The organism is bacterium, assembly GCA_023382385.1.
Lineage (GTDB): Bacteria > Electryoneota > RPQS01 > RPQS01 > RPQS01 > JABWCQ01.
Map to the genome: position 1 here is coordinate 946,515 of JAHDVH010000001.1, position 19,784 is coordinate 966,298.

At 52.3% G+C, this 19,784-nt stretch carries 8 protein-coding genes; 6 read left to right on the plus strand and 2 right to left on the minus strand.

Annotated features, from left to right (window positions below):
* Window positions 1-5: 5 nt before the first annotated feature.
* Window positions 6-6,101 carry a T9SS type A sorting domain-containing protein gene (locus tag KJZ99_04270; GenBank protein MCL4305104.1) on the plus strand — a complete coding sequence of 2,032 codons (6,096 nt, stop codon included), beginning with the start codon at window positions 6-8 and terminating at the stop codon, window positions 6,099-6,101.
* A gap of 24 nt (window positions 6,102-6,125) precedes the next feature.
* On the plus strand, window positions 6,126-7,259 hold the full coding sequence (locus KJZ99_04275; protein ID MCL4305105.1) for a site-specific integrase: 1,134 nt from the start codon (window positions 6,126-6,128) through the stop codon (window positions 7,257-7,259).
* Between the two features lie 111 nt (window positions 7,260-7,370).
* Here the strand turns inward: KJZ99_04275 and KJZ99_04280 are convergent, their stop codons facing one another.
* Window positions 7,371-8,738 (minus strand): hypothetical protein, encoded by a 1,368-nt coding sequence (locus tag KJZ99_04280; protein ID MCL4305106.1) that lies wholly within the window; start codon window positions 8,736-8,738, stop codon window positions 7,371-7,373.
* Window positions 8,739-8,946: 208 nt separating this feature from the next.
* On the opposite strand from KJZ99_04280, the gene KJZ99_04285 reads away from it, so the two are divergent.
* The 4 genes from KJZ99_04285 to KJZ99_04300 all read left to right on the plus strand — a co-directional run bounded on the left by KJZ99_04285 (window position 8,947) and on the right by KJZ99_04300 (window position 17,280).
* Window positions 8,947-10,803: an OPT/YSL family transporter gene (locus KJZ99_04285; protein ID MCL4305107.1), complete on the plus strand. Its 1,857-nt coding sequence runs from the start codon at window positions 8,947-8,949 to the stop codon at window positions 10,801-10,803.
* Window positions 10,804-11,271: 468 nt separating this feature from the next.
* Complete coding sequence (locus KJZ99_04290) at window positions 11,272-12,558, plus strand: Glu/Leu/Phe/Val dehydrogenase (protein ID MCL4305108.1); 1,287 nt, start codon at window positions 11,272-11,274, stop codon at window positions 12,556-12,558.
* Between the two features lie 330 nt (window positions 12,559-12,888).
* Entirely contained in the window at window positions 12,889-15,621 is a 2,733-nt protein-coding gene (locus KJZ99_04295) for a pyruvate, phosphate dikinase (GenBank protein MCL4305109.1), read from the plus strand.
* 150 nt (window positions 15,622-15,771) lie between these two features.
* Window positions 15,772-17,280, plus strand: coding sequence for a catalase (locus KJZ99_04300; GenBank protein MCL4305110.1), 1,509 nt, complete (start codon window positions 15,772-15,774; stop codon window positions 17,278-17,280).
* Window positions 17,281-17,354: 74 nt separating this feature from the next.
* On the opposite strand, the gene KJZ99_04305 is transcribed toward KJZ99_04300, so the two are convergent.
* On the minus strand, window positions 17,355-19,748 hold the full coding sequence (locus KJZ99_04305; protein ID MCL4305111.1) for a TonB-dependent receptor: 2,394 nt from the start codon (window positions 19,746-19,748) through the stop codon (window positions 17,355-17,357).
* Window positions 19,749-19,784: the final 36 nt, after the last annotated feature.

The following is a 19,784-nucleotide window of genomic DNA, read 5'->3' on the forward strand; positions in this document are numbered from 1 at the left end:
GTCAAATGAAGAAGAGTTATTGTCTGGCCTATGCTGCAATCATCACGGCAGGAGCGCTACTTCTGACTCCAAGCGCATTAGCCAAGTCGAATACTGATTTTCCGAAAGGCATTATTGGATCACCGTGGTCCGCAATGAGACAGCACTATACAGAGAATTGGAATAATTATCCCAATGAGTCCGCTTGGTATGAGGCTAGATATAACGCTGTTTTCTCAAATGGGACAGGACTCCAGAATGCCATCAGTCACATGGATTCGCTCAATGTGAACTGGTTCTACGGTGACTTCGTCTCAAGCGATTTTATCGCAAATCTTGGACGATCGGACTACTTTTTCACACTCGCCGAAGACATCCCTATTGAAGAGTCCAAGTACCTTGGCGCCGAGCGAATGCTAATGGATATCGGCTGGGAACGACCAGGTGTGAGGCAGTCGGACAACGAGCAACTTGCGTTGCGTACGCTTTGGGCACCTGGCGATACTTTTGATGTTGGCGGCACAAGCCGCGTACTAACTGTTGGGTCGCGGGTTCAATTGGATCCACCGCTTCCGGATGGTACGAGCAACGTGATCAAGGCTACAGAGGGAACGCACAACCCCGGCTGGATACTCTGGCCAGGAGACGCAGAAAAGTACGACTATCCGGAAGACTACTCGCGAGTAGCGCAGCAGGGGACGTCCAAGACACATTGCAGATCCACTGGAACAAATCACGATTGGTTTTTCGGCGATCCCGACGAGTCCTTCACGAGCTACTTTTTTGATTTGCTCTGTCAAGTGCCTTCTTGGGTGGACACATCAAGCTGCGACACACTCGCAGAACTCTTCATCTTCATGTACTCCTACACTGGTGGCACGACCATGCCACTGGATAATAATGACACAAATCCCGATAGCCTCAGGACGCGACTCCAGACCGTAGAACTGAATTGGGTAGACTTCTGCTCGATACCGATCCGACTCTGCGATTTTGACAATCCAGGAGAATTTGAGACTGTTCATAAGCTTGACAGTCTCAAATACTGGTGGCCGAACGGGAGTCATATGGCGATAGGGCTTTACTGGTACGGAATCGAAGATTTTTCAGTAGCCTCTCTGGATATTCGAGAAGAGTACTACGACGAACTTTTTGAATTGAACGGAGCGCCTAAACAAAAGTTCAATGAGGTTGTTACTACCCTATCGGGTATTCCTCAGCAAATGCCCGGCGCAGGGTTTCAGCAAGACGAGCCTTCTTGGAACCAGTGGTTCACGCTTGGAATGTTCAATCGCCACCTACCGAACGGGATTACCATCAACGATGATGCGGTCACGGACTCAACCGCAATCTGGACCGTAGATTCGACATATCAGCGATTAACCTCGAACGATCAAGAGTACATGACCGGAGGCTGGGCTCGTCAAACACCGCATACCGGGACCTACGTTAAGACGAGAGGCTATGACCATTGGTACGACGATGATCCTAATGCGAGAGACGGCTTTGGATTCGGTGCTCGTCCGCCGGATGCAACGACATCGGAACTGTCAGGATTATCCAATAGCTACGCAGTTGTGGCAAACATTGATACATGTGTATTGAGCCTCCAGGCTTACTGGGATTTACTGATTGACAACACCGCTTTCTTAGATTGGGCTATCGCGGACGGTCAAATGCCTTCGTTCTGGCGGCGGCGCGCAGACGCAGCCGGATCGCTGCTTCTACATGCGGAAAGCGCAAGAAATTCTGGAGCGGATTGGGCCGGTTATATAGCGCACAATAAGTGTTGGGAAAACGATTCCTTGAAAATGTATTGGTATACTGGTGGTCACCACGATAGTCTGACGATTGCGAACAGATACCATACTGTTCCTGAAATGTGGTGCCAAACGGGACTAAACTTGGCTTATGGTGCAAAGGGTATTGTCTGGGCGGAACACAATGCATTTGTTTTCGAAGATCGGCCGCTCGCTTGGGAGGCAACATCCGTGCACACAAAAGAACCATGGTTCACCGGTCTGTCAAAATTGTACGCATCGCTGGACACGGTTGGACCCACTCTAAGAGCGTGTCGATGGGACAATTCATTCTGCACGCGGAGCTTTGAGGACAATTTTGATTATCCGTATGCAGGCCCAGGTGGCATTGCCATTGACACGGTTTATACAAAGTACTGGAACGACACGCCGTCGTTGGACTGGGTGAGTGAGGCTGCGAACCATACCTATGTCCAGGTCAGTACATTCGAAGCTCCTAACAGCGTGGACGACGAGCTGTATCTATTCTTGGTCAATCGGAGGTGCGAAGAACACGAGCGCCGTCAAATCTATTTCACCCTTGACATGCCGCAAGCATCGTCGGAATACCGTTGCGAGCTTGCTCGCGGAGATTCAAGCTGGATCGTGATGACAGATGAAGAGGGCAAGGCCAGTTTCATGGTGCAGCTCCCGCCGGGTGAGTATGAACTCTTCCACGTATCTCCCAACGAAGATTTGATCATTTCCGATACAACATATACGATTTATGCGCCTTATCTGCTTAACAGAAACATTCGCATTCGCAACGGCGGGGAGCTAACGATCCTGCCGGATACATCTCTGAGCGCAGGTGATACGGCACAAGTTACCTGCTGGCCGGGAAAGGGAGTCTATTTGGACGAAGGGATAGGAAACAAGTTTAATGTTCTTGGCACTGACTCAAATGCCATTAAGTTTCGCGCATTAAATGGATTGCATGACGTGGACAATTGGTGGATTGGGATCAGAGCGGCGGACACTACGGCATTAGACACGGTCACGCTACAGAGCACGCTAATAGAACACGCACGATTTGGAATTGTTTGTCGAGCGGAAGACTCGAGAGTCAACTTGATGCGCTCCGCAGTTAGACATTGCCTAATAGGTCTTGTTCTTGACGATTACGCAACAAGTGATATTCGATACAGTACGTTTTGCTTTAACAGTGCGGCAATTCAATGCGAGAGAGGAGCCTCAATAGATGTCGTTAAAACGTCTATTCTGAATTGTGGGTCGGGTGTTAAACTACTCAACAACTGTACTGCCTCACTTAAAGAAGTTAGAGTCGAAAAAAGCCATAACGGTGATGCACGTATCGGAACGCACGGCATATTCGGCTATAACTCTACCATAATGATGAAGTGTTGCACGATAGACAGTAATTCGTGTGATGGGTTGGAAATGGTTGGTGGCACTCTAATCATTGCGGATTTCGACACAAGTGGTGCGCGTTTTGGGGCAAATTGGTTCTTTGAAAACAACCTGTCCGAACTGCGAGTTGACGGGCCGGCAGTCGTTTGGGCTGACAGCGGCTACAATGTGTTTTTCGAGGATTCAACCTCTGATCCACTATGGGTGCGATTTTCCAACATCTCGATGCCGGCGTACTGGCGCGCGAACTACTGGAATGGCTTGACTGCTGACACCACAATTTGGCTCCACATTGGGTCATTGATTGAAGATAGTTTAGGTGTACCATTACTTCCGGAATGTGAACCTGCATTTCCATCAGAGCCTGACTACTGCTACCTGCCTCTTCGGGAACCAACATTGACAGATTGCATTATAGAAGCCCTTAAGCAAGAGTTTGTACCTGATCTGTCGGCGGCTTCTGTATTGTATGAAGACGCACTTGAATCGTCTTCGACGAATTGCAAGAAAACGCCGACTGTTAGTCGCTTGTTACCGGTAAATCATTTCGGGGGAGTCGATGTTTCAACGACTCTAAGCTACCTGTTTTCGATTGCGGACACTGCTTCCAATGATGAGCTATTGCATGCGGCAACGATCGGAATGGCATTTTTGCTCGCCGAGACTGACGATAACATAGATAGTGCGCTGACGCTATACCAACAAGTTGTAGAAAGCGCTGGCGAGGACATTTACCAGAGGATTGACGGTCAAATTGGTTTGCTGATGACAAGCATACAGAAGGCCGCACAAGACACTTGCGATGGTATGACTGATGATGAGTACTTGGAATATCTCGACTCTTTAAACAGAGTTTTTGGTCAGCGTTTCGTCTGGACGCAGTACGAAATCACGGACAGCGTGGTGATGTATGCTCCGATGCGTGTGGACAGTGTGATCAACGTGCGTGGTGACGGCGTTTTGACGATCTTACCGCATCCTGGGTACAAGAATCCCGTCGTTGAGTTTGTTGAGCAAGGGGCGATTAAGGTTTGGGGAACGGATTCGACCAAAGAGAAGGGTAAGCTGTATGTTTATGGAGACGCAGAGAATCGAGTGAAACTGCATTGGGTGGACTCAACCGGCACCAGGAATATCAAGTCTGAAAGAGGCCTTGTCAAAATGAGGCATGCGAACTTCTATGGCAACGGCATGGCCAACCAAACCTCTGACGTTGCAGGAAGTGTCCAGGGAAGGAGACGGGCTACCCTGCAATTGGACTCATGTAACTTTTCATGGTTTGAAGACGGTGTTTTGGCCTGGGCAACCGACAGCACAAGTTACATGCGGGCATGCACGTTAACACACGTAGGTGGAAGCCAATTTTATTCAGGGTTTGGTGCCGCCCTTACGCTTCTCAAATCCGACAGCTTCAAAGTTGAAGATTGCGTTTTCAGCGAGAGCAACGGGGTAAGCATTTATCAGGCGCTTGCCTACGGTGTTAAAATTAAGAACTCAATTATTAGTAACGGGGCAACATACGGTATATGGGGAGCGTCCTCAGGAGGCGGTGACGCACGTATAGAGTGCTGCACGCTGGTGAGCAATGGCGATACACTCGCAGAGCTGTATACCCTGGGCGTTATCTACGATCTTGTAGGTGGTCATAACAGTTTTGCCGATAGCTCGGGCCCATTGATTAAGTCAGCGGATCCCTCGTATGTTGATCTTGAGAACGGCGAGAACTACTTTGATGTGTGGGATGACGGCCGCTACTTGCAATCCGGCGATACGAACAACACCTGGGATATCACGTGGAATACCTGGAGTCCCGCGATGCCGAATGACAGCAACTTCTACGACTATTTGTGGCCGGCGGCGCCCGCCAATTGGACAGTAGATTCTTCGCTAACCGATTTCTTAACGTGCGGAGAGTCTGCTACATCGTCGATAGGTGGTGGGAGTTGGCTCGTGTTGGATGACAACTCAGAATCCGGAACTATGTCGACTGGTGGTGACGAGCCGTCAAAAGTCAGCTCATTGAATCAGAAAGAAGCTGCACAAACAACCAAGGGTGGCGTTGCAAGCAAGGCAAGGGAATATACGCCGAATCATGGCACAAGGAATTCTGCTAACGCTTATGCTACGCGCAAGCAAGCCAAGTTAGAGAAACTCGCACACCATAATCGTGAGTTGTTGGCTTGGCGAGACATGCGGTCAACAAGCAAGAGTAACGACAAGGCTCGAGCAGCCATGCAATTTCTAACTGATCATCAGGGCTCTGAGTTCACACCGGCTGCACTGGGCATTATTGCTGGTGCCGCAAGCGACGGATCTGCGGTTCTGGCCAGTAAGTATTTGCGCGGTTTTGCAGAAGAAACTAAAAAGCATTCACTAAGAACCCTCGCACAACGACTCTCATATCAGGCTTTGGCCAATGAGGGCAAACCTGCTGAAGCGTTGTCCGGGCTTGAGGACATGATGACGGATGCCAAGACACCGTATGACTCGGTGTTGGCAGTACTGGCCGCGATGCAAATCTACTTTGACTACCATCATACAGGAAGATTGCAGGCCAGACACCCCCAAGTTGTAGTGACAGATCCTTATGACTTGGTTCGTAAGACATTGCTGCTTACCGAACGGCTTGACGATCCAGTGCTTGGCGTATCTGATAATCAACCTGCACTCCCGACCAAGTATGCTTTGTATCAAAACTACCCAAATCCCTTCAATCCGACGACGGAGATCCGTTTTGACTTACCTGAGGCTATCCGCGTCGAACTGAAGGTCTTCAACATCCTCGGTCAGGAGGTTGCGACTCTCGTGGACGAAGTCCGCAATGCCGGTGCTTACCGCGTGCTGTGGGACGGCAAGAACTTGGGTGGTCAGGTTACGGCTTCTGGCGTCTACGTCTATCAGCTCAAGACGCCGACCTTCACAGATGCGAAGAAGATGGTGCTGATTAGGTAATATGAATACCGTTGCATTTTAAGCATGTCCTCCCTCTATAAGCGCAAACTAAAGAATCGCACAGTCTGGTACGTAAATCTGAAGCTTGCCAACGGCAAGCGCAAGAGCATTAACACCGGCTGTGAAACGAAGACGGCGGCCAAAGTTGTAGCCGCCGAGTTTGAACGCAAGATATTGCTGGGTCTTGATCCGACGAAGCCAACGCCGCCAAAGCAGAATGTGATCGCGCTATTCGAGCGGTTCATGGAAGAGTCAAAACGCGACTGGTCTCCAGACACGATAGACCAGTACGAAGATACGCTTGAAACCCTGAGGACCGTCGTTGGTGAAATCCCGCTTACGGAACTCTCAAGACGTCACCGCAACGCGATTGTGGATTATCTGACAGAGCGCGGTGCCGTTCACAAGAGTAGAACAGGAAATGTGAAGCGCGTCCGCGAAATCTCCGGCCACACAATAAACCGGAACATCCGCAACGTCACGCGCTTTCTGAACTGGTGTATTGAAGAAGAAGTTGTTCGCGGTTGGCAACCGCCGAGGTTCAAGCAAATAGCGGTGGTAGAGGAACCGAAGGAGAGTTTCACACCGGACGAGATTAGCCGGATATTGGACGCCGCGGCGGACTTCACGCTGAACGGCTACCCGATTCAGGCCTACTTTGCGTTTCAGGCGTTCAGCGGGTTTCGGCGCAACGAAGGCCGCCACCTGCAATGGGAAGACATTGACTTCGAACGACAGACGATACTGGTACCAGCAGGCAAGGTCACGAAGCGGATTGGCCGCCGCGAAGTCGTACCACTCACCGCACCGCTTGAACTAATCCTGCAATCGCTGCCCAGACGCGCCACAGGCCCCGTCTTCCCCGGTGTTAGCGAGAAGATTACCCACGTCTTCAAAAAGGTCTGCGAGGCCGCTGGCGTGGACTACAAGCCGCTGCACAGGCTACGGGCGACGTTCACAACTCAGCTATCCGATCTGCGCCTTCCGCCGATGGCCGTACAGAAAATCGTCCGCCACAAGAATCTGAACACAACCTACGGGCACTACTATCTTCCGGAAGCAAACGCCCTGCGCGAAGCCGCGAATGAAGCCCTGAAAGACTCGCCATTTGCTACGGCAATTCTACGAATATTTGATAAAGATGCGGTTGACAAGTAGTTAGCTCGGAACTCTCACGCCGGTAACACGGGTTCGAATCCCGTACGCGCTACTAAAAATCAACGGGTTAGCCAATGCGGCTAACCCGTTCTTTTGTCTGAATTCCAAAGGTCAGTCGACGGCATTGCGCCATTGACCTTTGAGTGGAACCAAGAAGGGTCGCTTGCCTGATGGTTCTGCAGGAATCTCCGAAACTCGCTTCCACGATATGCGAAAACCTCCGTTAGTCTGCTCTGCGAGTTTCTGCTCAACTTCAAGCATCTGCCGACTGATGTCGTCGTATTTTGAAACGTAGTGGATTTCCAGCAAGTCCGGCTCGATCTGGTATGCTTTGAAAGCTGAGATATACTCATGATAGTACTCAAGGACAATTACCAGAAAGCCTGAGTTAAGTGATTTGCCGTTTGGTGCATAGAGTATCTCAAGCAGACGGCCATCCACGCTGGTCAAGCGGGGCATGCGGTTTCCACATGGACAAGGTTGCAGCGGGTCAGCAGATGTGCCGAAGTCTCCAATCTTGTAACGGATGAAAGGCATCGCATGATTTCGAAAAGCTGTCACCACAATTTCCCCGGACTCTCCCGGCAACGCGGGTCTTCCGTTTACCAGTACTTCAACAAAGAACCGCGACAGGTCAAGATGATAGCCTGTGTACTCCAAGCACTCATGCCCGATGTGCATGGCTTCACTACCGCCGTAGTCGCGATAGACCTTACAGTCAAAAACGTCTTCGATGACTTTTGCTCGGGAAGGACTCAGTCCCTCGCCATAGGCCCTCACAACTTTAACAGGAAAACGCCAGCCGTTACGTTTCATTTCATCGGCGATGACCAGCAGCGCAGTCGGAAAGCCTCGAATGTTGTTGACTCGAGCCGCGCGCATCTGTGCGAGAATGCTCGGAGTATCGCCTGCGGAAAGCTTAAGCGCCGAGAATGAGATAGGCCTGATACCTGACAACCATCTCGCAAAGCTCTGAACCTTGCCCAGGTTGGCAGTTTCCGCCTTGAAAATAGCTTCTTTCCAGTCAGGCTTCCATCCGATACTTATCAGAGTCAGTTCCTTGCTGGCAAACTCCGCCCGCAGGGAATCTTCGGTAACCGCAAACTGAAAGGGTTCTCCGCTGGATCCGGATGTGCAACTCCAGTGAAGCTTGCGGCGGTCGAGGGTCGAATTAAGCCAGCCGTCGAGTCCGCTTTGAAAATCCTTCTTGGTGAGGATGGGAAGATTCTGCCATGTGCTATAGTCTTCTGGAAGAGGTATCGAAAGGCCGAGTTCATCGAGTTTCTTTCTGTAGGCAGGCGAAACCGTTGCCATGTGATTGGCAAAGGCCACTGCTTGAGAAAAGCTATGGCGATGGACAACCGCAGGATTGGACAGGCGGAGCTTTCGCTGCGCGGCGACTTCTCGGAGATAGTCTCGCCGCAGGATTTCGCGCTCTAACGTCCGAATGAAGAGGAAAGGCCAGCGAAGAATCGCCATAACTTAAAGGTCTGCCAGGAATAGTGGATATATTTGTGACGAAGCAAATATAACGCCGTTCGGACTTTATAGCAAGCGACCCGCGATTTGCGCCGCACCTGAGTTGAATGGGGACGCGCGAATTACTATCTTGCGGCGACTGTTCACACTCCGTCCCTCGACACTTCCGGAGGGACACCTGAAAGTTCACCCCCTTTGAGGAACCTGCATGGCCGCTGACACCCCCTCCCCGCAACCTAACAAGCCGCTGATCCACGACGAAGCCTTCAGCGAGTTGACGTTTCGTGCCCTTGCATCGGGCATTATCGTCGGATCATTGATTGGCGCCTCTAATGTCTGCATCGGGCTGAAAATCGGCTGGACATTTGGCGCATCGATAACTGCAGCAGTCATTTCATTTGCTTTGTTCAAGGCATTGGGCAACGTGCTCAGTAGGCCCTATAACGCCAAAGAGAATCTGATTACAGCCACATCCGGCAGCGCAGCCGGGACCATGGCCTCCGCAGGCGGTTTTGTGGCCTGCATTCCCGCCCTCGAACTCTACCTGCGCGAAACTTCAGGTCCGGGCAACGACTTGTCGTATTTTCAGCTGGTTTTGTGGGCAATTTCAATTGCGTTTCTCGGGGTGTTTTTCGCGGTACCGCTACGCAAGCAGATGATCGTGCGAGAGAAGTTACGCTTCCCCAGCGGGACAGCCGCTGCCGAGACGATCAAGGCAATGTATTCTTCTGGAGCCGAAGCGGTCAAGAAGGCAAAACTGCTATTCTACGCCGCTGCGGTAGCAGGCCTGATTAAGCTGCTGTTCAGCATTAAGCCGCTGGGAATCGGCCATTTTAGCGACTTTTCTTTGGACGATGTCGGCCTTGCCGGAATAGGAATTCTCGGCATATCGCTGGCATCTCTGCGCATGGGAATCAGTCTCTCGCCAATGATGATCGGAGCTGGGATTCTGGTTGGTTCCAAAGTCGGCTGGTCGCTCTTCGCAGGGGCCATACTGGCATGGGGAATCGGCGCACCGATTCTGGTAGATCAGGGGATTGTGGTGGTCAAGGACCAGAGTGGTGTCTACCTTGCGGCATTTCGCTGGCTGCTTTGGCCCGGTGTGGCGTGCATGGTGGCTGCAGGATTTGCGAGTCTTGCTCTGCAATACAAGACAATAGGCAACACATTTGGCACGCTGAAGAGGCTGATGCAGGGCCGCAAGGTTGAAGCGGAAGCGGGCGACGAAGACGACGCGCCCGACCCGTTCCCGATCAAGTGGTGGGCCGTGGGCATGGTCCTCGCGACAACGCTTACGACGGTGTTTGCGAAGCTGTATTTCGGGATTCCGGCATGGATGGGCATCCTTGCAGTTATCCTCTCATTCTTGATTGCCAGTATATCGGTACGCGCAACCGGCGAAACGGACATAAATCCGGTTGGCGCGATGGGCAAGATCACGCAGGTGGTGTATGGTGCACTCGATCCGGGCAAGATTCCGACCAACCTGATGGCCGCAGGCATCACCGCAGCAGGAGCGAGTCAGTCGGGCGATTTAATGCACGATTTGAAGGCAGGATACATCCTGAAGGTGTCCATTCGCAGGCAAGTTATCGCGCAGATCATCGGCGTAGTTGTCGGCGTGTTTGCCGCGGCGGCGGTCTATCGGCTGTTGACGGCCGCCTATCAGATCCCGGGCGACGACTTTACAGGTCCGGCCGTCATGGCTTGGCACGCAATGGCACAGTTACTGGCCAACGGCATAAAGTCATTGCCCGAATATGCGATGACTGCAGCGCTGGTGGGCGCGATAATCGGCTTCCTGATGCCCTTTGTGGCAAAGATCAAAGGTGTGGGCAAATGGCTGCCGTCGCCTATCGCGCTGGGTATCGCCTTCATGGTCACCCCCTATTCGTCACTTGCGATGTGGCTCGGCGCGGTCATCACGTCGTATTACACGAAACGCAATCCGGACGCCGTTGACCGTTACGGGGCCTCGCTCGCATCGGGATTGATTGCAGGCGAAGGCTTGATGATGGTGGTGGTTGCGATTATGCTGATTCTCGGAGTGAGTTGGATCGGATAACGACTAATTCGACCACGCAGTAATCCTTAGTGGCGGCGAAGTCCCTTAGCGACACACCGAACCTATTTAAGCGATAAGACAACAGGCCCTTGGGAGTAATCTTGAGGGCCTTGCTTTTTGCCTGCAATGCGATAGAGGACAATTAAGTCTATGGTTTGTTGGCTCTTGACCCGTAAGGCCTCTCGGCCCCAGAGGCAGGGGAAGTTTGTGAAATTCCTCTCAATCGGCGCGATTCGGCGGAGCAAATTGCTATCCTAATGTTTAGCAAGAGGGTAGTAAGCAACCGCTCACTTTGCAGTATTGGACTACAATGTAGATTCTTCGTAAATTTTGTATAGCTGAAGGAAGCGGCGCAGATATCTGCATGAGCGCTGATCAGCTTGCACGTATCATCCTATACTTACAGTGCGGAAATGTGACAAGTGCAGTCCGATTTCGCACATCTACTGATTCAGGAGGAATCAAAGAATGGCTGACAAGTCATTTAACGCTTTCGCCATGGCGCAAGCACAATTTGATAACACGGCGAAGCAGATTGGACTCGACCAAGCGGCGTGTGACCTGCTGCGTTTTCCACTACGCGAGTACTCGCTGGCGATTCCGGTGCGTATGGACAACGGCTCTGTCCACGTTTTTCGCGGTTTTCGGGTGCAACACAACGATGCGCGCGGTCCCGGCAAGGGCGGCATCCGCTTTCATCCGATGGAAACGCTTGATACGGTACGCGCATTGGCCATGTGGATGACCTGGAAGTGCAGCGTTGTGGACATTCCACTGGGCGGCAGCAAAGGCGGTGTGATCTGTGATCCGCACAATCTGAGTCATCGCGAGCAGGAGCAGATTTGCCGCGGCTGGGTGCGTCAGCTTGCCCGCGACATCGGACCGGTACGCGACGTTCCGGCACCGGACGTCATGACAAATTCGCAGCACATGCTTTGGATGCTCGACGAATATGAGACAATTCACGGGGCAAAGTATCCGGGATTGATTACAGGCAAGCCCGTGGGGATGGGTGGTTCGCTGGGACGCACGGAAGCGACGGGTTACGGTGTCGTATACACGTTGCGGGAAGCCCTTAAGGAAAAAGGAATTAAGCCGGGCGACACGATTGCCAGTGTTCAAGGCTTCGGAAATGTTGCGCAGTACGCCATCCGGCTTTACAATCAGTTAGGCGGAACGGTCATCGCGATTGCCTATTGGGACCAAAAGGATCAAACCGCGAGGACGTTGCGCAAGAAGGACGGTATTGACATCAACGCTCTGCTGAAGGTTACGGATCGCTTCGGAGGAGTCGACAAAGACAAGGCAAAGGACCTGGGCTACGAAGTTCTTCCGGGTGAAGCGTGGATAGAGCAGGAAGTGGACATCCTGATGCCGAATGCCATGGAGAATCAGGTGACGGCCGCCAATGTCGGCAAAATTTCCAAGCGTGTGAAGTTTATTGCCGAAGGAGCAAACGGACCCACCACGCCGGAAGCTGATGCAGAGATTTCGAAACGCGGAATTTTCATGCTTCCCGACTTGTTGGCCAATGCCGGTGGTGTGACGTGCAGCTATTTCGAGCAGGTTCAGTGCAACATGAACTACTATTGGGAAAAGGACGAGGTCCTGAGCAAGCTTGATCTGAAGATGACTTCAGCTTATCATGCCGTAAGCGAGCTGGCAAGCAAGAAGAAGCTCTATATGCGCGATGCCGCCTACACGATAGCCGTGGATCGCGTTGCTGCAGCGTGCCGAGATCGCGGCTGGGTGTAGATCTAACCTCACAAGTCCGCGCATAGGTTGGAAACAAGTGGAACCGGTCCGCGTGATCGGTTCCATTTTGTTCTAAGAGGGAGGACAGTGCCTCTCTGCCCTGCAAAAAGTGCTGGGAAGGGCAGGATACCTGCGGAGACAGCACAGATGGGAAGGGTAATCACAATTGATTTGCGAGCTCAAGAGTTGTATCTTTTGTTGTTTGGCGGTAGAATCGGGTACCCAGTCCTCGAGGGGGATCGTGTGGCCTGGAGCAGTAGTGCGATTCCCGACAAAGTTCTGACAGTCGGGCAGTCGAAATCGATCTGATGAACAATAGCATGCGGAGCAATGAAACAACTTGACGGCGAGTGGCGTTTAGCCATAGAATTACTTGAGCGCACGAATCAGGTTTTGTACTATCGTATTGCGCGCAAGCTGCTTATCCTCCTTTGCCGCGCTGGAAACGCGGAGGCATTGGAGCTATTGCATCTTCTCGGTACAGACCAAGCCTCTTCAGACGTTGACGGTTACGACAACGAGAATCAGCCCAGAGTACGCGAGAAGACCATCGACATCGCGACAATCAGCAACTCGATCTTCCTGCTTGCGGCTAACAACCTGCCGAACGCCGAGATACTGCGTCACATGCAAGACTCGATGCAGCAGGATCGCGCGGGATTCCTGCTCAAGGCGGTTTCGGATCCCGCAGCAGACCTCGCAGAAGTGATCAGCGCCGTGAGGCGCTACGTTCAGTTGTCGCCGAAGACCATAGACCTGCCGGACTTTACCAAAAAGAGCATTCGCGTTGCGCTAATCCGGCGAATCTTTTCAGACGACCTGAACTACATTCGAATCGCGAAGGAGTATGTCAATCTTTACGATTTTCACAATCTCTTGAGCCGGCTGGTGCATCCAGCCGGCAGCCGCGGAAGATTAGGCGGCAAGAGTGCCGGACTGTTTCTTGCAGAGAGTATTCTTACAAAATACTGCGACACGCACTCGAATCTTGCGGCCATTCGCGTGCCAAAGACATGGTACATCGCATCGGATGCACAAACCGGTTTTGTGCATTACAATAATCTCGAAGAAGTTGTCGAGCAGAAGTACAAAGATGTCTCGCAGGTTCGGCAGGAATATCCGCATATCATTCAGCTCTTCAAGAACTCGCAATTCCCGCTCGAGATGATTCAAGGACTGTCGATGGCACTTGACGATTTCGGCGACAAGCCGCTCGTGGTTCGCAGTTCGAGCTTGCTCGAGGACCGTTTTGGAGCGGCATTCTCAGGGAAATACAAGAGTCTGTTTTTGGCCAATCAGGGAAGCAAACCTGAGCGGCTGAATGCCCTCATGGATGCTATCGCAGAAGTCTATTCGTCGACATTCGGTCCCGATCCAATCGAGTATCGGATTGAGCGCGGGCTGGTAGACTTCCACGAGGAAATGAGTGTGATGATTCAGGAGGTTGTAGGGACGCGGGTCGGCAAGTACTACCTTCCCTCCTGGGCAGGTGTCGCCTTCAGCAACAATGAGTTTCGCTGGTCGCCACGCATACGACGGGAAGACGGACTGATTCGGATCGTGCCCGGATTGGGGACTCGAGCAGTGGATCGATTGAGTGATGACTATCCTGTTTTGGCGGCTCCCGGTCAACCCAGTCTACGGGTAAATGTATCTGTGGACGAAATCGTTCGCTATTCACCATCCAAGATTGACGTCATCAATCTCGAGAAGAACAGTTTTGAAACGATGGACCTCAGGCAGTTTCTTGAAGAGTGCGGCAACGAGCTTCCTGGCGTCGAGAATATGGTCTCGATCATTGATGATGACCGAATCCGCAAGCCATCACTGATCGGGATTGACTTTATGACTGACGCTTCGGTCGCGACATTCCGGTCGTTGTTTGAGAATACTCCGTTTCTTGATCAATTGCACACGATTCTCAAGACACTTGAGAACACGATGCAGACTCCGGTGGATATTGAGTTCGCTTCAGACGGTGAGCACTTGTACCTGCTGCAATGTCGTCCGCAGAGCGCAACATTGGAAAGCGTGCCCGAAGTCATCCCTCACGACTTGCCTAACAGCGCAGTCTTGTTTACAGCAAACAAGTACGTATCGAATGGCGTCGTGCCCGATTTGACTCATATCGTCTATGTGGATCCGACAGGGTATGCGTCGCTGGAAAGCCTGACTGCGTTACGTGACGTGGGCAGAGCTATCGGCGAACTGAACAAAATGTTGCCGAAGCGCCAGTTCATCCTGATGGGTCCGGGCCGCTGGGGCAGCCGAGGGGACATCAAGCTTGGTGTGAGCGTGACCTATTCGGACATCAACAATACAGCGGTTCTGACGGAAATAGCCCGCCGAACGGGGAAGTATACACCGGATCTATCTTTCGGCACGCACTTTTTTCAGGACTTGGTTGAGGCAGGGATTCGATACCTGCCACTTTATCCCGACGAGGAAGGAATCACGTTCAACGAGGAACTGCTATTGAGCTCGAAAAACGAACTTCCAGACTTGCTGCCGAAATACAGACAGCTTGAGCACGTTGTGCGAGTGATTGACGTGCGTGCCGCGACGGGAGGGAAGGTGTTGAAGGTGCTGATGAACGCTGAACTCAATGAAGCTGTTGGACTGTTCTCACATCCCTCCGGATCGCAGGCTCGCAGGCATCCTGCAGGTGCGCCTCAAGTAAGCTACGAGAAGTTTAACCACTGGGGTTGGAGGCGGGACATGGCCGAGAGGATAGCGCAGAACATTAGTCCTTCCGCGTTCGGCGTGAAGGCGATGTATCTTGCGGGAAGTTCGAAGGAAAGCACGGCAGGACCGACCAGTAAGATTGAGTTAATTATTCGATTTGCGGGCAGCGATGAGCAGAAGAAATCGCTTGAACAATGGCTTAACGGCTGGAGTCTGTGTTTAGAAGAAGTGAACTTCCAAAAGACCGGCTACCGCGGCGGCGGGATGCTTGACGTGCACTTGATTTCGGATGAGGACTTGGAACGGCAATCTGAACTTGCCGTAGAGCTTGAAGCAATCACCGATTCTGCGCAAGAACTGCCACTCGGCAAGCGATAAGAGTGACCATGCGCAGCTCACGTACACAAAATTGAGAGACAGAGCCGATTGCCTTTGCCGAGACCGGATGATTGCCGCATCCGAGCGTCAGGGCAATCGACCAGGAATACAATTGCAGCTTAGACCAACACAGGAAAGCAGGATAATACCATGGCAGAGAAGAAGAAACCGCTGACGACAAGTCAGGGTGCACCAGTACCCGACGACTTGAATACAAAGACCGCAGGAGAGCGCGGACCGGCTCTCGTGCAGGACATTCATCTATTTGATAAGCTCGCACACTTTGACCGCGAACGGATTCCCGAACGGGTAGTGCACGCAAAAGGCGCGGGTGCGTGGGGATTCTTTGAAGTGACGCACGACATGTCAAGATACACACGCGCCAAGTTCTTGTCCAAGGTTGGAAACCGCACAGACGTATTCGCGCGATTCTCTACTGTCGGCGGCGAGAAGGGTTCAGCAGACACCGAACGGGATCCGCGAGGATTTGCAGTCAAGTTCTTTACAGAAGAAGGAAACTACGATTTCGTCGGGAACAACACTCCGGTCTTCTTCCTGCGAGATCCGTTGAAGTTTCCGGATTTCATTCACACACAGAAGCGAAATCCGGCAACAAACCTCAAGGATCCGGACATGTTCTGGGACTTTCTCTCGCTGACTCCGGAATCCATTCATCAAGTGACGATTCTGTTTTCGGACCGTGGCACGCCTTACGGATACCGTCACATGCACGGTTTCAGCGGACACACGTTCATGTGGTATAACGAAAAGAATGAGTATGTGTGGGTGAAGATTCACTTCAAGAGCGAATTAGGATCTAAGACGCTCACCCGTGAAGAAGCAGGCAGGCTCGCAGGAGAGGATCCGGACTTCGCGACACGCGACCTGCACGCAGCAATCGAAAAGGGCGAGTTTCCCGCTTGGAAGGTCTACGTGCAGATCATGACTCCCGAACAGGTTGAGAAGTATCGCTTCAATTCGTTTGACATCACAAAAGTCTGGCCGCACGCGGACGCCCCGCTGCAGCCGTTGGGCCGGATGGTTCTGAATCGAAATCCAAAGAATTACTTTGCTGAAACGGAGCAAGCCGCTTTTTCGCCGGGCACCGTGGTGCCGGGGATTGCGCCATCGCCTGATAAAATGCTGCAGGGGAGGCTCTTCAGCTATCACGACACACACCGCCATCGCCTCGGCACAAACTACCACCTGATTCCGGTCAATGCGCCGCGTGTCACTGGGGAGCACAATTACCAACGCGACGGCGCGATGCGCACTGACGACAACGGCGAAGGTGCGCCGAACTACTGGCCGAATAGCTTCGGCGGCCCGACACCTGAACCGTCGTATGCCGAGCCTCCAGTTCCTCTGACCGGAGTGATTGACCGGTTTGGCTACGAGCTGACGGAAGATGATTTTGTGCAACCCGCGGCTCTGTTTAGAAAGGTTATGACAGACACGGATCGCACACACCTGATCTCCAACATCGTAGCACACTTGAAGAACGCTCAGGTGAGGATTCAGAAACGTCAGACGGCTCTTTTCTACAAGGTCGACAAAGAGTATGGAGAGCGAGTCGCCCAGGGATTGGGTCTGCAAGCGAACGAGATCGCGAAGCTCGCGGCCATGACTCAGAGCGAGCGTGTCAAGGCGACTTCATAATTGATTTTCTGATCGAACGTAAAGCGGGTTAGCCATTCAGCTAACCCGCTTTCATTTCAGCAAGTGGAATCACCCTAAAAGTCTTCGCCGGTTTCATCGCCTCGGCCGTTTTGTTTCTTCTTGAAATTGTTAAAGGAATAACCGACGCTCAGGGTAAAGACGGGTGCATCCATTGACGAGTAGTTGTAGCTGTAAAGACCGGGGGATTCGCTGGTGGACTCACGCTTGCCTGTGGCAAATATATCTCGGACCTGCAATGCAACGTTCAAACGGCGATCGAGAAAGTCCTGACGAATCGCTCCGTTAAGAGTGGCCGACGCTTCAGTTGTTCCTTGCGACGTCACAGAAGGTCCGCGATACTGCCCGTCCAACTGAAGTCGAGTGGACCGCAGAATTGTCGTGATGCTACTCAGTTTTCCGTCGTAAGAGAAGTCATGCTCATCAAAAGAAATCCCGTTCGCTTCACCTTTGACGCGTTGATCGTAGAAACTGCCGGACAGAGTCAAATTCCAGCCTCTTTGAACCTGAATATCCGTGCGAAGCTCCGTTCCCAATGAGAATTGCCGGCCAACGTTTTCAGGCCTTTCGAGCCTCACATTCTCCGAATAAACACTTTGCAGCCGCTCAACGTTGTTGTGCTTGACCCGATAGAAGCCTTCAACCGAAACAAACTGCTTAAGCACGCTTGTCTGATATCCAAGTTCGTAGGAGTCAATAAACTCAGGCTTCAAACCGGGGTTTCCGCTGCGCACGCTGTAGGCATCTTCCCAGCTCAAGAATGGTTCCAAATCCCACGGACGGGAATGCTGGACGCGTCTCGTGTAGCTGAGAATGGCTTGCTTACCTCCGCCGAAATTGTATGCCGAGTGAGCGGTTGGGTAAAGGTCGAATCGCGAAATTGAAAACTCCTCACTTGTCTGCACGCGCTCGATGGTGCGATCAAGATATTCGCCGCGAAGTCCAAATTGATATTCAATCGGACCACCTTCATCCGCATACATGGTGTAGAACGCAGGAAGATTCCGACGAAACCTCGTGGAGTTTCTTTGTTGCGGCTGATCTACGTATTGCGCGGAGATCGTGTCGAATCTGCTTTGAGCATAGTTATCGCGGTAACCGGAACTTTGCGCGGAGGCTCCGGCTTCAAATCTACGACTGTTTCCAAGCGGTCGCACGTAGTCGAGCTTGAGCTCGCTTCGTCCGCCGGGGCCATCTTCAAAAGTCTTCAGTCCATGGACGATTGATCCGTCCTGAGCAAAGGACTCGTTGGTCGACACCTCCTCTCCGCTTCGACGGCTGATCGACAGATCCATCGTCAGGACGTGCTTGTCTTGTGGGAACTTGTGTTTCCAGTTGGCGAATCCGGAGACATAGCGATGCTCTCGATTCGAGCGATTGTCAGAGGTCGTTAGTAACAAGGTCTCGCTCAGGTCGTCCGTTTGTCGATGCTTAAGATCCGCATCACGTCCGAACTCATAGGTTCCGAATCGGCCACCTAACGACACGTTGTTGCGCGAGTTGAGCGGCACATCGAGCTCTGCGCGCAGACCGCCGCGATCCCAGTGCCGGATCGACGATCCGTCAGACTTCAAAGTCGTCGTAGCATCGCCAAAAGTAGTCCGGGTCTCAGACCGCGATTCGCCCGGACTATTGTCCATGCCGAGGTCGCCGCCAACCGTCAGCGACGCCTTGCCGACAGGTTGCTGTAGTGAGAAATCAAGACTTCGTTGCTCATTTACTCCGCTGCGAAGATTGATCTGTCCCGCAGTATGTTGCGTGCCACGTTTCAAAGGAATGATGTTGATGATTCCGGCCGTGCCTTCCGCACTGAATCTCGCCGAAGGATTGGTGATTATTTCAATGCGATCAATGGTCGAGGCAGGAATTTGCTGCAAGGCGTCATTAGCGTCAAGGATGGAAGGTCTTCCGTCTATCATGACCGTGAAGTTTCCGCTGCCACGCAGTTTAACATTGCCTTCGATGTCCACAGACACGCCGGGTGAGTTGGCAAGCACATCAGTGGCAGTTCCCGTTGGCACAATCTGTTGTTTGGCGACGTTGATGACTTTCTTCTCAACATGGTATTCGACCGTCATCCGCTCCCCCGTGACGGTGACTTCGTCTGCAATCAGACCCGAAGGCGCCAGTAAAATCCGGCCGAGATCGACTCGGGGAGTCTCGCGATTGAGATTGAACGAGGGTAATGTTTTGACCTCGTAGCCCAAGAAGCTGACACGCGCGTAAACGCGCCCCGGCCTAAGACTGTCCAAGACAAACCCGCCGCCAGCGGTAGTTGCCATGCCGGTCAGTAGTGAACTGTCGGCGGCGCTATGAAGCATGACGGTGGCATATTCGAGCGGTTCGCCCGAAAGCGAATCCACAACAAACCCCTGCACGGAGAAATTGGGACGCTGCCCAAAGGCGGAGGAAACAAGAAAGACGAGGAAAGCGTATCGAATGAGGGTCATCAAAAGTCCAATAATGTGAGTCCGTTTGTTAGACTC

Excerpts from the sequence above, each read along its gene's own strand:
- KJZ99_04270 (MCL4305104.1), top strand. The coding sequence starts at position 6 with ATGAAGAAGAGTTATTGTCTGGCCTATGCTGCAATCATCACGGCAGGA.
- KJZ99_04275 (MCL4305105.1), top strand. The coding sequence starts at position 6,126 with ATGTCCTCCCTCTATAAGCGCAAACTAAAGAATCGCACAGTCTGGTAC.
- KJZ99_04280 (MCL4305106.1), bottom strand. The coding sequence starts at position 8,738 with ATGGCGATTCTTCGCTGGCCTTTCCTCTTCATTCGGACGTTAGAGCGC.
- KJZ99_04285 (MCL4305107.1), top strand. The coding sequence starts at position 8,947 with ATGGCCGCTGACACCCCCTCCCCGCAACCTAACAAGCCGCTGATCCAC.
- KJZ99_04290 (MCL4305108.1), top strand. The coding sequence starts at position 11,272 with ATGGCTGACAAGTCATTTAACGCTTTCGCCATGGCGCAAGCACAATTT.
- KJZ99_04295 (MCL4305109.1), top strand. The coding sequence starts at position 12,889 with ATGAAACAACTTGACGGCGAGTGGCGTTTAGCCATAGAATTACTTGAG.
- KJZ99_04300 (MCL4305110.1), top strand. The coding sequence starts at position 15,772 with ATGGCAGAGAAGAAGAAACCGCTGACGACAAGTCAGGGTGCACCAGTA.
- KJZ99_04305 (MCL4305111.1), bottom strand. The coding sequence starts at position 19,748 with ATGACCCTCATTCGATACGCTTTCCTCGTCTTTCTTGTTTCCTCCGCC.